This window comes from Shewanella sp. CAL98-MNA-CIBAN-0140 (assembly GCF_040309905.1).
In the GTDB taxonomy this organism is placed as follows: Bacteria; Pseudomonadota; Gammaproteobacteria; order Enterobacterales; family Shewanellaceae; genus Shewanella; species Shewanella psychromarinicola.
In genome coordinates, this window is record NZ_JBEOPI010000003.1 from 18092 (window position 1) to 31428 (window position 13337).

A 13337-nucleotide genomic window follows, 5' to 3' on the forward strand; every position below is an offset into this window, starting at 1 on the left:
GAATATAGCTGATGTATTTGAGAGTCTTGTTATTGAATGAATGGTGTAAGATATGGATATCACCTGAGATATTGGAGCTACTCACTTTTTTGGAAAAACTAATTTTTTGGCAGAATTATTTAGTTTAAATAACACTAGGCGTGTCAACTAAATTGAAAATAGACGTAATTATCAAGTGCCCCTAGTGACTGGCGTTGCTTTGTTAAGATTAACGATAGAATCAGAACCTACTAAAACTATATTGTGGGTCAAGGTAACCTAAAGTATTATTGATTTATTAAGTCATATTTAAAAACCATTATATATTTGTCATGGTTAAAGTTTATTTGATATAGAGTTGCAAGCGGCGCAGTCCATTTTATATTGGTAATGTGTATTAAAATACTTTTTAACATCACGTTGTAAATATTCAAAATCATTTTTTGTCAGTGGTACCGTCCAATGGTATTGAGCCATCAGTTTTTCAAGGTGTATATAACAAGTTTTTTTGCGATCAGATAAATATTTTGATTCAATGAGTTCGCTTTCAAATTGGGTTAATGAACCCGTTAAATAGAAGATAATCCCTTGTACGAGTTGACTCGCTTCTTCTGTTGTTGCGTCTAACTCACCAGAATCAATAGCTGAAGCAATTGAGTCTGAGAACCAAAACCAAAATGCATTTATACGTTTTTTAAAACGCTCAACTTTCTCATCACTGGCGAGTTTCCAGATCATAGGATTAACAGAAATGGATCGCAAAGTAGAAAAACTCTTGCTACGCTCTATTGCTTCAAATGTGAATAAGACTGGTAATAATACTTTTTGGTATTTAGTTAACTCTGGGAATTTTTCAACAAAACCGTGCAGGTGATTTGATGTTGCGTTCCTTAAAAATAAACAAACTAAGATGTCTTCCTTCCCTTTGAAATGCTTATATAATGTCCCTGTTGAACAACTAACATCTTTGGCAAGTTGAGAAAAATTAAAAGATACAATACCTTGTGACTCTATCAGTTTGTCTGCTGCGTTTAGTATATTATTGCACCGAACGATACAGACTTGGTCTGAAGGACATTTCATTTTTTACCCTCGAATATGCTTAGTAACATATTACAGTATGGTCAGGTAATCTTATAGTGGGCATTGGGCATTTGTGATTAACTTCACATCTAAAAAAGGTTTACGACCTCACGTAGAATTATCCCCTTAGTAAATAAATCTCTTTAAGCTAAATTAGAATGTTTCTATTAAAAACATCAAGAATTGACATCCATATCGATAAATTTAGATTATATTTTTGTACTTAAAAAAAGCGACTTTTATTTGTGCTACACACAAAAATATCAACGAATGTTATTATTATGATACAGAAAAAACATCGTGTTTAGTATATATTAAAAAAGTATTATATAAACATTAAATATATCAAGAATTGAATAGCTAATTTAGCGAATTAATAAATAAACTTTACTTTTCGGGGTTTCATACGGTTTGTTATCTTTATTTTATTTATTTCACCTGTCTATTCTCATTTAACGTTGTTTCATAGACTCCTTCCTTGTTACACACTATCGAGTGGGTTGACGCCAAATGGATCGGACCGATTATTCTGCTTAGGCTCTAAAAAGTGACTATTTTATAGACCACTGCATATTGATTTATTTGGAAGTAATTCCATAAGTGGATATAGATTACACATGATGCCCCTGTTGCTGAAGACTTCAAAAGTCTGGCGCAAATAAGTTGCTAATTATAAAGATTATTTGTATCTTGCCTTCAATTAAAATTACGATTTTCTGGTCTCGTCTGTAATGATTAGCTGAAACCTCTTTGATTTTTTATTTTCATATTATGGGTTGAATATTTATGTTGTTGAAATACAAAATAACGGGGCTATTTACCTCGTTATCTTTTTTTATGGTGTTGCTGGTATCCATCGTTGCTTATCAAAACTTTGCAGAATTCAGCCGCGCGAGTTATCAAGATAAGGTTGAAACACAATCTAAACTGGTGGCTCAGGCATTAGATGAAAAATTAATGCGCTTTTTCGATGTGATTGATTCTGGCACATTCTTTTTCGATGAATATGGCGAACTCGACCTTGAACGAGCAAACCTTACCGTTGAGGAAATAGCCCAGACGATTAATGGTGAAGCGGGGATCTATTTAGGTTTGAAGGATGGCACCCTAATTAGTGACGGTAAGGCTGTCGCTAATTTTAATGCAATCACGGCTAAGCGTGAATGGTTCATAAATATTTTTGCAGGTGAGCGCTACGTCGTGAGCACGTCGTTTGTCGATGTCACTAAAAACGTCGAAGTGTTTGGTCTTTCTGTGCCTATCATGCACCAAGGGAAAATTTCTGGGGTGGTGTTAATCAATATCCCGGTTAAGTTATTCAGTGATTTTGTTGCCTCTCTTAGCAATAACAATCAAATGTTCGTCTACCGCAGCGATGGCTACATAGTATCTAGTGAGGTAAAAGACCATATTGGCAAGAACATATTTGACTTGCGCCCACAATACCGAGCGATATCTGACTCAAATAAGTCGATGACATACTCGGCTCCGGGTTTGGGCGATTACTTTGTCACAAGTCATAAGATGAAAGTCCGTAATTGGACTGTGGCTAGCTATGAAGCAATAGATGTCATCGAAGCTGCTAGCATGAATAACCTACATGACGTTCTTATCTTGATCGTGATCTCCTTGATTGTACTCATGATCGTTATTTACCAGATGGTTATTCGCCTTATTTACAAACCTATTGGCGGCGAGCCACTGGAAATATCAAACATGGTTAAGCAAGTGGCAGAGGGAGATTTGAGTATGAATTTATCCTCTTCCGGGCAGGAGGAAGGTATTTATGGCAATGTGATCGCCATGGCACAGAATCTTAGGGCCATTGTCGCCAATATTAATAACACAACAAATGATCTTAATCGCTCTTCTGCCTCGCTTTCATCGTCTGCCCAAACGATGAGTGATGGCTCGAAGGCACAAACAGTCCAGCTTGAGCAGACTTCGACGGCGATGAACGAAATGACCTCCACCGTCGATGAAGTAGCACGAAGTGCACTGCAAGCGGCAGAGTCGGCCCAGGGCGCTAGCGAATATTCTGAGGTTGGAATGAAAGTGGTCGAGGATATGAATGCTAATATCCGTTTACTGGTCAATGAGATGAACGGTGTCACCCATGTCATCGAAAACGTTGAGGCAGAAACGGTCAATATTGGTAGCATTCTCGATGTGATTAAAGGCATTGCCGATCAGACTAATCTTTTGGCTCTAAATGCTGCCATTGAAGCGGCACGTGCTGGTGAACAAGGTCGCGGATTCGCGGTAGTCGCAGATGAAGTTCGAAACCTTGCAAGCCGAACACAAGATAGCGCCAATGAGATCACTATGATGATTGAAAAGCTTCAGACAGAGGCTAAAAAAGCAGTAGATCAAATGGGCAAGAGTACGCTGCTCGCTCGACAAACGTCGACCAAGACAGAGGAAGCAAACCTATCCCTGACACAAATCACCACTTCTGTTTCTGTTATTCTTAATATGAATGACCAGATCGCCACAGCATCAGAGCAGCAGACTCAGGTCGCCGCGGAAATTAACCAGAGTGTGCTGGAGATCAATGATTCGGCAAAAGAAACCAATAAGCACGCCGATAGCACTACTGAGCTTGCAAATGAGCTGGGCGGAATGGCGAATACTCTAAATGGTATTGTGAGCAAATTTAAGCTTTAAGGCAGACTTAAGTATTCCTCAATGTCATCGAAAGATCATGACTTTTGGTTACATTGAGGACTATGACATGCTGCCAATATAGGCGTTCACCGAGATTGACTTGACACCATTTTGATGATCAACAAAGCGTTAGCATTTAACTATTTAACGATGCTTTTTCGGCCTCTATGGTGGCCATAAAAAAAATAATTTACATAAGTACCGTCGACACTTTCACATATCAGCGAAGCTAACCTGCTCATTCAAGCGCTTTGGGCTGAACCTCGTCAATAGGAAGACCGATTGGCGACGAGTGCCAGACCCCATCAACATCAATTCGCGCAATCATGAAGCCTCAATTTATCGTTTGATGCCACTCTCGGTGCATCAATTGGCGCATTTAAAATTACTGCGTTTTGACGCTAACGTTCTGAGCCATTAGACAAAATAAGTTGCCAATGGTATCACTCACCATGCGCTATCGAGAAAACATCATTTATTTACAGCTGTGTTTAATTCAAACTCAAACTCAAATTCAAACTCAAATTCAAACTCAAATTTTTTGTCGAAAGTCAGGCTGTGTCAATTAGGTCAATGTTATGACTGTTATGACGGTTATGACGGTTATGACTTGCCATTTAATGCTGTACTCGTCCGCCGCGTGTAGTCTCTAGTTCACTTTGAAATAGATTGCCCTTCAACATAAAAGCCCAGTGCGATAACTCAACACTGGGCTTAAATGATTACACGTAAAATATCAATTTATCGCTTTATGTAACTCCTGATACATTAACTCTCGCATTTTAAATTTCTGAATTTTGCCAGTGACGGTCATGGGGTATTGGTCGACAAACTTGATGTAGCGCGGCACTTTAAAATAGGCGAATTTTTCAGTTAGAAAATGACGAATATCGTCTTCGGTAATGTCGGCATTGGCGCGAACTTTAATCCAGGCGCACACCTCCTCACCATATTTGTCACTTTGCACGCCAAACACGGCCGCGTCTTGCACGTCCTTATGGCTGTAGAGCTTTTCTTCAATTTCACGTGGGTAAATATTCTCGCCGCCGCGGATGATCATGTCTTTAATACGACCCACAATTTGCACATAACCCAGCTCGTCCATTTGACCGATATCGCCCGAATGTAACCAACCAGCACTGTCGATGGTTGCAGCGGTTTTAGCGGGGTCATTCCAATAACCTTGCATAATGCAGTAGCCTCGACTGCACACTTCACCGGGTTGACCAATAGCAACCACGTCGCCAAATTCATTGATAATTTTCACTTCGGTGTGTGGCAATGCTCGGCCAACGGTGAGCACTTGTTTTTCGATGGGAGAATCTATTTCAGTAATGTGGTTTAACGGGCTGCACTCGGTTTGTCCGTAACCAATCAGCACCTCTTTCATGTACATCAGTTCTTGTACTCGGCGCATGACTTCTTCAGGGCAAGTGGCGCCAGCCATAATGCCAGTGCGCAGTGAGCTAAGGTCAAACTGGTTAAATTGTGGGTGTTCTAATTCGGCAATAAACATAGTCGGCACACCATGTAATGCGGTGCAGCGCTCTTGTGCGATGACTTGCAAGGTGGTTAGTGGATCAAAAGACTCACTAGGATACACTGCCGCTGAAGCGTAAATAATAGAAGATAAGCTGCCTAATACCATACCAAAACAATGATATAGCGGCACAGGAATACACAGTTTATCGGCAGGAGTAAGCTTCATTGCCTCTGCCACTAAGTAGGCATTATTTAAAATATTATGATGCGATAGCGTCGCGCCTTTAGGGCTACCTGTGGTGCCTGAGGTAAATTGAATATTAATCGAATCATGGCTGTTGAGTGTATCAGCAATAGTGGCTAACGCCTGTTGGTCATCACGGCTAACATCAACCAGCAAATCGTTAAAATTAAGCATGCCTGGTGTCTTGTCTGTTCCCATGCGGATCACAAACTCAAGTTCGGGTAATGCGCGAGCAGATAAGTGACCTAGATTGTCGCTTAATTCTGGCACTAGCTCATTCAACATCTTCAGGTAATTACTCGACTTAAATTTATCGGCACAAATCACGGCACGGCAACCAACATTACTGAGGGAATATGCTAACTCTTCTGTTCGATAGGCCGGATTAATGCACACCATTACGGCACCAATTTTAGCGGTAGCAAATTGAGTTAAACACCATTCAATATTATTGGGTGACCAGATCCCTACTCTATCCCCAGGTTGAATACCTAGTTTCAATAAGCCTGTGGCAAGTGCGTCAACCTTGGCTTGATACTGGCGATAGTTCCAGCGGATATCTTGATGATGAACGACGACGGCAAGATTATCTGGATAGGTATTAGCAATATCATCAAAATATTGGCCAATGGTGTTTTCAATCAGCGTCGTTGAAGTGGCACCATGATATTCACTTAACGTTAGTGGAAATGTTGCTTGATTTGGCGGGATAAACATTGAAGCCTCCATGGCATTTATTATTATAATGAATATTATGATTAGTCTTATTCAAACTAACCAATACATGGGGTCACTCACAAGTAAAAAACGGCGGTATTAGACTAAAGATTGATGCCGACGGAAGGGATTTGTTACACTGTAGAACGTGAATATTTCAATAATCCATTTTAAACAGCATTAACCGCTTTAATTAACTACATGATTACATTACAGCCACTGATTAGATCAAAAAAATCACAAAAAAACAATCATAACCACTTGTTTAAATGAATAATTAATTTATAAAACATTTGATTAAATATCGAATAAACGCCCATATTTTTTCACCTTACCGTCGATAATCTAAAACAATCAATCGCGACATTACTATTATTGCGACGATGTTTAGCTCGATTCGGACACTTTTTGCGTGACAGATAAAGCTTATTGTTTGTCTGCAACATTCAAGCCCAAATGGTGCTTGTCTCTATCGCCATGTACTCAGTAGTGAAGTCGTACTTATCACTATTTATCTCTTATCACTAACAGGATTTTTATGGCATCGGCGGCAACGTTACCAAGTCAACTTAATACTCGCGCCATTTTGCTGGTATTAGCCTTAGGCACATTTATATTGGGATTATCGGAGTTTTCGATGATGCCAATGCTGCCCTTAATCAGCGAAACATTTTCCTCAACACCGTCACAGAGCGGTTATGCCATTAGTGCTTACGCGATAGGGGTTGTTGTCGGGGCGCCGATTTTAATGCTGACGACGGCCAATATGAAAAAACGCCATGCCTTGGCTATTTTTCTGACATTAATGTTTATCGCCAATGGCTTAAGTGCCATGGCAACCTCACTTGAACAGCTTATTGTATTCCGTTTTTTAAGTGGCCTGCCCCATGGCGCTTACTTTGGCGCGGCCATATTATTAGCCGCCGATATTGCCCCACAAGATAAACGCGCCAGCTATATATCCAAAGTGTTTATGGGCTTAACCATAGCCACTATCGTCGGGGTGCCAATTGTCACTTTAGTTGGGCAAAATTTAAGCTGGCGCTATTGCTTGGCGGGGGCATCAGCTCTGGCCTTAGTTGCACTGGCGTGCGTGTATGTAGTGATCCCTAAAATAGAAAACAGCCAGCCGTCAAATTTAATCAATGAATTTGGCGTGTTGAAAAATAAATTGGTCTGGTCAATTCTAGGTATTGTGATTATTGGCTTTGGCGGCGTATTTTGTATTTACACTTATATTGCCGACACCATTTTAGTGGTCACCCAAACGCCGGCATACACAATTTCAATCGCGATGGTGATGTTTGGTATTGGTTGTACATTGGGTAACTATGTATTAGGCAAAGCGGCCGATCGTGCGGCTTTATACACCACAGGCATAGCCTTAATTTGTATGATTATATTTTCGCTTGCCTACGTCGGTGCCAGCCATAACATTTGGCTATTGTATGCGGTGATTTTCTTTATTGGCTGCAGTTTAGGCTTAGCCACCTTAATTCAAACCTTACTGATGGATGTATCACCAAACGGCCACGCCATGATAGGTGCCTTGGTGCAGTGTTCATTTAACATCGCCAATGCCATCGGCCCTTGGGTAGGCGGCATGGTTATCGCACAAGGTGCATTACCCAACGAGACGGGTTATGTTGCGGCGGTGCTATTTACTGGCGGCTTCATAATGTGGCTGTTAAGTTATCTGCAAATGAGCAAGAAAAATTCCCAATTGCAGCAATGCCCTGCTTAATCACCTTGTTGCTGACATTGTAGATGACAGTGTAGATGACATTATAGATGACCTTGTAGATGACATTATCTACTTCATTGGCGATAACATTGTAGATGAAAATGTCATCGCCAACATGCTGAATGGGCCAATATAATCCCATTAGAAAATGATTTACCTTGGCGGCTGAATACTCACGCCAAGGTAGAATAATACAACAATGAGAAAGCTTACATTAGCCACTAAAAGCAGTTGAAAAGTGTTGTGTTGAAAAAAGTTGCGTTCATAATGCATGTCATCAGTCTCCCACAGCTTGGCTAATTATGGGGAATTTATTGACCGAACAAACAGCAAACCATCTTTGCATAAATAGCAAAATCCAGTAGAAAACCGTTAATTATAATGGGCTATAACCTCAGTTACTTCGTATCTAATGCTATTAGCCATCACAAAGAGCCAAACAATGTTTTCATTTTTAAAGCCAGATCCAGTCAAAAAATTACGTAAAAGCTATGATTCAATACTGGAGCAAGCCATGCAAGCACAGCGTAAAGGCGATATAAAGACCTATTCTCTGCTAACCGCAGAATCGGAACAGATTTGGGCTAAGATAGTCACACTAGAGGCTGCAAGTAAATAATCGTCACAGTTATTATCTGAATTCGGGAGCCATTATCCACTTATTGGGGATCGTTATTTTGGCTCGGGTAATATAGGCTCACTGGAGTCCATATACGTTAAATAATGTTGCCAAATATTATGAGTGCGCTGCACAGTAAGTTGCAGCATACATCCATGGTACATTGCACCTCTTATAGTCCCATCTCGCCATAACTCATAGATAGCATGACAATAAGACTCTCGATATGGCAGCCAGTCTCGTTGAGACAGATGTAGTGCTTCAAGCGCCTTTGGATAATCATGATATTGCTCATTGGCTTTAGCCATATACTTGTCCAATCTTACTTGTGCATCATCGGCTTGCTGCCTAGCACAGTCATTAATTTCAAGGGTGTTAATCGGATTACTACAGTCAACCGCTACTTCATGGCCTGTTTCTTGATGCACACTTGCTTGATAGTCAGTTTCTTGCGCCCAACCCCCGCCACTTAACACCATAGTGCAACCCAGTAATACTAGGATGATATATTGTTTCATTGATAATACTCCTTACAGTCTTTCAACCTATGTCATATCAAACTTAGCATTTTTTTACTCACAAGGTACATTGACGCGTCAATAGCGTGCCGCTTGCAAATCAACGCAGATAGCAGGACAAAGAGCGGTTTGATGGTCCTTTATTACCCCGAGCAGAGGTAATTAAATTATCTGTGAACCACAATCAAGAATAGCCATTCATTTAACGTTATGCTGCACAGGTCAACGTCAGCTGTTGCGCTAGTGATTTTCTTAATGATTGCGCGAGTTGTTACGTTAATAATTACATTTGTTATTACGCGTTATTGAGGAGAATTGGCATGTGGTGGCGAGTAACCATTATCAGCTTGGCTTACCTATTATTGGGCGCCCATTTTTTACGCTTTGATCAGCATATATTGGCCATTATCGCCATAAGTTTACCCTTGCTGATGTTTATTAAACATTCATTTGTATACACATTACTCAAGATAGGCTTACTGATCAGCGTGATATTTGTGTGGGCAGTAACCACGTTCAATTTCATCGATATGCGCATTGCACTCGAACAGCCTTGGTTAAGATTGGCCATTATCATGGTATCAGTCATGATATTTACGGTGTTTGCGGCGTTTTCAACCAACGGCCTCAATCAAAAATTGCGCCGTTAGTCATAACGTAGGTTATTTATTCGGTTTCAACCATTTATAAAGACTGTCTTTGCGGTAAACCAATAGCGCGGCAAATAAAACAATATAGATGCTGGGTTCAATAATCTCTGACTTTACCGACCAATAAAAATGGATCGGTGCCAATATGGCAGCCAGATAAACCCAATTGTGCAATGACTGCCAGCGCTTTCCCAAACGTCGTTTGATAGCATTAGGCGAGGTTAGCGCCAGTGATACAATAATAATTAATGTTGCTGCGCCGACTAAGATATAAGGCCGCTTGATCACCTCCTCAACCAATAATCCCCACGCAAACAACAAATCTAAGCTAATAAAAGCACTAATATGCAATAGTGCGTAAGCACACACATACAAGCCCACCAAACGGCGAGTTTGCATTAGCGCCGCTATCTTAAAACGTTTGGCGATGGGTGAAATCAGTAACGTGGCTAATAAACTATTAATCGCGCCCATACCGGTATAATGAATAATATACTGCACCGGATCGCCACCCGCATTGTCAGTTAACACTAGTGTCACCAAATAAAAGGCGGGTAATAAAAAGCTAATATGCAATAACACCTTTAACCAAAACAGTCCTCGAGGACTTATGCGCATTAGTAAAACTTCCTCAGATCGATATTTTTATATAAATCGGCCACTGAATCAGCATAACCATTGAACATTTGGGTCGGAATACGCTTAGCAGAGAATAAGCCGCCTTCTCCGATGCTGCGCTCAGAGGCTTGCGACCAACGAGGATGATCAACCTCTGGGTTTACATTAGCGTAAAAACCATACTCACTTGAGGCCAATTGATTCCAGCTTGTCGGAGGTTGTTTATCCATGACTCGAATTCGCACAATAGACTTGATACTTTTAAAACCATATTTCCAAGGCACGACTAAGCGGATTGGAGCACCATTTTGCGGCGGCAACGTTTTACCGTACAAGCCTACCGCTAAAAACGATAAATCATTCATCGCTTCGGCAACCGTTAAGCCTTCAACATACGGATAATGGATCCCGCCCCCCATTAAGCGACTCTTTTGCCCTGGCATTTGCTCAGGATCAAACAAGGTCTCAAAAGCGATATGAGTTGCATTACTTTGCACGCCGGCTTGTTTGAGTAAACTGGCTAACGAAAAACCCACCCAAGGGACTACCATAGACCACGCTTCAACACAGCGTAGGCGATAAGTGCGTTCTTCCAGAGCAAAACGTGTCGTCAGTTCATTTAAATCTAAGGTGATGGGTTTATCGACCAAGCCGTCAATGGTTAACGTCCAAGGATCAACCTTAAAACCTTGGGCATTGTCATAAGGATCCGACTTACTATTACCAAATTCATAGAAATTATTATGACGAGTGATTTTATCTTCTGGTGTTTTAGGACTTGGCAATACAAACTTTGCCGGTGTTGCGTATTGTAGGCCTTGAGTAGTAAAGGGATTTTTGGCTTGTTGTTCACCAAATAGATCAAAAATACCCGCCTGAACTTGCCCCGGCAAACTGGCCCCTAACGCCCCTAAACCTAAGGCTTTAACGATATTACGGCGATCATTAAATACCGATTCAGGTGTAACTTGATTATCGGCAAGATGCCAAGGAGCCCGTTTAAGTATGCCTTTAGTAAAGCGTTTATTACCCGCCATAAATCACCTCTTATAAATGTTTGTCGACAGCCTATCGAGACCAAAATCTGCTCTTCATCTCTCAATAGACAGGTTACATTGGTTTTTTATTTCAACGTATTGCTGTTTTTAATTCAACGTATTGATCTTGTTAATTCAACATACTATTAAAAACCGCCAAAAGCAGATTTGGTCATAATTTGTCAGTAAAATAGCACAATAACCGCCGCCATAATGACAGTTGATACGAACTCAAGTTACAGGTAGATTTAAATTTAATCATTAACAACAATATTTCATCCAATCCTTGTTTTGCCCCTTGCAGGCGTTTATTAGCCGTGCGACCCTTAACCATTATCTTCTATCGGTTATTGTTATGCCTTTTGCAGTGTCGTTAACTCCCCCTCAAATTGCAGCTCTGATTGCTGTCGCGTTCCTTGCCTTTTTAATTGGCGCCCTCATCAATCAACGATTAACTCGTAAACGATGGGAGCAGCTAAAACTTCAACATGAACAACAAACACTTCAACAACTTAATGAAGTGCATATTGAGATGTCGAGGTTACAAGATAAGCTCGATGATAAAATCGATCACAGTAATCATCTGCAACATAAGATAGAAGAACTGATTGCTCAACTGTCTCGCGCAGAAACCAAAGCCGATCGGGTTAATGTCGTCGAGCAACAAATGGTCGATAGCCAGCATCGTTTAATGGAATCCCAACTCAATTTAGCCAAGTCGAACGCTGTGCAACAAACCATTTTGGTCAAAGCAGAAACAGAGCAAAAGTCATTACAAGATAAAATTGTTCTACTCGAGTCAGCAGAAGAGCGCCTTAAACTGCAATTTGAAAACCTGGCCAATCGAATTTTTGAAGAGCGCAGTGAAAGCTTTAAACAACAAAATGTCTCACAAATAGACGGCGTAATCGGGCCGTTAAAGCAGCAATTAGAAGGCTTCAGACGTCAAATTCAAGAGTCATATACTCATGAACAATCTGAACGTAGCGCGTTAAAACATCAATTAGATAATTTACGTGATCTTAATTTAAAAATGAGCCAAGACGCCATTAACCTGACTAATGCACTTAAAGGTGACAACAAGCAGCAAGGTAATTGGGGCGAAGTCATTTTAGATCGCGTATTACAAGAAAGTGGTTTGCGCGAAGGCCATGAGTACCAAACACAACAAGATTTAAAAGACGACAATGGTAAGCGCTTTAAACCCGATGTTATCGTGCATTTACCCGAGCAAAAAGACGTAGTGATCGATGCAAAAATGTCGCTAGTCAGCTATGAACGTTACTTTAATAGCGAAGATAAAGACATTCGAGATCAAGCCATAAAAGAACACGCACTGTCGATTAGGCAGCACATTAAAGGCCTAAGCCAAAAAGATTATCATAAGCTGCACGGCCTCAAGAGTTTGGACTATGTGCTTATGTTTATCCCAATTGAGCCCGCCTTTTTACTGGCCATTGAATACGATCCAAGCTTAGTCAATTTCGCGCTTGAACAAAATATTATGCTCGTCAGTCCTACCAATTTACTGGTGGCCTTACGCACTATCAATAATATATGGCGTTATGAATATCAAAATCAAAATGCACAAAATATTGCCAAGCAAGCAAGCCGCATTTATGACAAATTATGTGGTTATCTTGAAGATATGGAAAAGCTCGGTCGCGCCTTAGATACGGCAGATAAAAGCTATCAAAGTGCCATGGCAAAATTATCGTCAGGCAAAGGCAATGTCATTAGACAAGCGCATCAGATGCAGCAATTTGGAGTCGACACCAGCAAACAGTTAGACAAACAATTGCTTAACCGTGCACTAGATGAGTCAGCCGAAACCCATCAACAAAATATTTAACGGCTAGCAGGAGTAATTATTAATCTTTATTTAATCAACAAGCCTAATAGTGACAAAACACGTACAACAAACTCTTAACGCAAACACTTATCACAAACACTTAGTAGCAAATGAAATACTGAGGCGG

Annotated in this window: 10 protein-coding genes; 5 read left to right on the forward strand and 5 right to left on the reverse strand. The window is 40.6% G+C overall.

The features are described 5' to 3' along the window. Window positions 1-315: 315 nt before the first annotated feature. The gene (locus AAEY93_RS02335; protein ID WP_351074752.1) at window positions 316-1062 is read right to left on the reverse strand and encodes a TetR/AcrR family transcriptional regulator; all 747 of its coding nucleotides are present in this window, start codon (window positions 1060-1062) and stop codon (window positions 316-318) included. A 786-nt stretch (window positions 1063-1848) separates the two neighbouring features. On the opposite strand from AAEY93_RS02335, the gene AAEY93_RS02340 reads away from it, so the two are divergent. Further along, complete coding sequence (locus AAEY93_RS02340; protein ID WP_351074754.1) at window positions 1849-3729, forward strand: methyl-accepting chemotaxis protein; 1881 nt, start codon at window positions 1849-1851, stop codon at window positions 3727-3729. Between the two features lie 736 nt (window positions 3730-4465). On the opposite strand, the gene AAEY93_RS02345 is transcribed toward AAEY93_RS02340, so the two are convergent. Then, complete coding sequence (locus tag AAEY93_RS02345) at window positions 4466-6172, reverse strand: AMP-binding protein (protein WP_351074756.1); 1707 nt, start codon at window positions 6170-6172, stop codon at window positions 4466-4468. 538 nt (window positions 6173-6710) lie between these two features. Between AAEY93_RS02345 and AAEY93_RS02350 the strand changes: the two genes are divergently transcribed. Both AAEY93_RS02350 and AAEY93_RS02355 read left to right on the forward strand, forming a co-directional pair. Then, a complete protein-coding gene (locus AAEY93_RS02350; protein ID WP_351074758.1) occupies window positions 6711-7916 on the forward strand; it encodes an MFS transporter in 1206 nt (401 codons plus the stop codon). Window positions 7917-8358: 442 nt separating this feature from the next. Further along, complete coding sequence (locus AAEY93_RS02355; protein ID WP_124014189.1) at window positions 8359-8535, forward strand: DUF6435 family protein; 177 nt, start codon at window positions 8359-8361, stop codon at window positions 8533-8535. A gap of 53 nt (window positions 8536-8588) precedes the next feature. Here the strand turns inward: AAEY93_RS02355 and AAEY93_RS02360 are convergent, their stop codons facing one another. Further along, window positions 8589-9053, reverse strand: a complete 465-nt coding sequence (locus tag AAEY93_RS02360) for a lysozyme inhibitor LprI family protein (RefSeq protein WP_351074761.1) — start codon at window positions 9051-9053, stop codon at window positions 8589-8591. A 320-nt stretch (window positions 9054-9373) separates the two neighbouring features. On the opposite strand from AAEY93_RS02360, the gene AAEY93_RS02365 reads away from it, so the two are divergent. Continuing rightward, the gene (locus tag AAEY93_RS02365; protein ID WP_101030374.1) at window positions 9374-9703 is read left to right on the forward strand and encodes a hypothetical protein; all 330 of its coding nucleotides are present in this window, start codon (window positions 9374-9376) and stop codon (window positions 9701-9703) included. 12 nt (window positions 9704-9715) lie between these two features. Here AAEY93_RS02365 and msrQ read toward each other — a convergent pair whose 3' ends face one another. Together msrQ and msrP are read right to left on the reverse strand one after the other, a co-directional pair. Continuing rightward, window positions 9716-10321, reverse strand: coding sequence for a protein-methionine-sulfoxide reductase heme-binding subunit MsrQ (gene msrQ, locus AAEY93_RS02370; protein ID WP_351074763.1), 606 nt, complete (start codon window positions 10319-10321; stop codon window positions 9716-9718). Beyond that, window positions 10321-11358: a protein-methionine-sulfoxide reductase catalytic subunit MsrP gene (msrP, locus tag AAEY93_RS02375; protein WP_124014192.1), complete on the reverse strand. Its 1038-nt coding sequence runs from the start codon at window positions 11356-11358 to the stop codon at window positions 10321-10323. The genes msrQ and msrP overlap by 1 nt, the downstream gene beginning before the upstream one ends. Before the next feature lie 355 nt (window positions 11359-11713). On the opposite strand from msrP, the gene rmuC reads away from it, so the two are divergent. Continuing rightward, window positions 11714-13210 (forward strand): DNA recombination protein RmuC, encoded by a 1497-nt coding sequence (gene rmuC / locus AAEY93_RS02380; RefSeq protein WP_124014193.1) that lies wholly within the window; start codon window positions 11714-11716, stop codon window positions 13208-13210. Window positions 13211-13337: the final 127 nt, after the last annotated feature.

Coding starts and splice junctions, on each gene's coding strand:
- rmuC (WP_124014193.1), top strand. CDS start 11,714: ATGCCTTTTGCAGTGTCGTTAACTCCCCCTCAAATTGCAGCTCTGATT.
- AAEY93_RS02365 (WP_101030374.1), top strand. CDS start 9,374: ATGTGGTGGCGAGTAACCATTATCAGCTTGGCTTACCTATTATTGGGC.
- msrP (WP_124014192.1), bottom strand. CDS start 11,358: ATGGCGGGTAATAAACGCTTTACTAAAGGCATACTTAAACGGGCTCCT.
- AAEY93_RS02335 (WP_351074752.1), bottom strand. CDS start 1,062: ATGAAATGTCCTTCAGACCAAGTCTGTATCGTTCGGTGCAATAATATA.
- msrQ (WP_351074763.1), bottom strand. CDS start 10,321: ATGCGCATAAGTCCTCGAGGACTGTTTTGGTTAAAGGTGTTATTGCAT.
- AAEY93_RS02355 (WP_124014189.1), top strand. CDS start 8,359: ATGTTTTCATTTTTAAAGCCAGATCCAGTCAAAAAATTACGTAAAAGC.
- AAEY93_RS02350 (WP_351074758.1), top strand. CDS start 6,711: ATGGCATCGGCGGCAACGTTACCAAGTCAACTTAATACTCGCGCCATT.
- AAEY93_RS02360 (WP_351074761.1), bottom strand. CDS start 9,053: ATGAAACAATATATCATCCTAGTATTACTGGGTTGCACTATGGTGTTA.
- AAEY93_RS02345 (WP_351074756.1), bottom strand. CDS start 6,172: ATGTTTATCCCGCCAAATCAAGCAACATTTCCACTAACGTTAAGTGAA.
- AAEY93_RS02340 (WP_351074754.1), top strand. CDS start 1,849: ATGTTGTTGAAATACAAAATAACGGGGCTATTTACCTCGTTATCTTTT.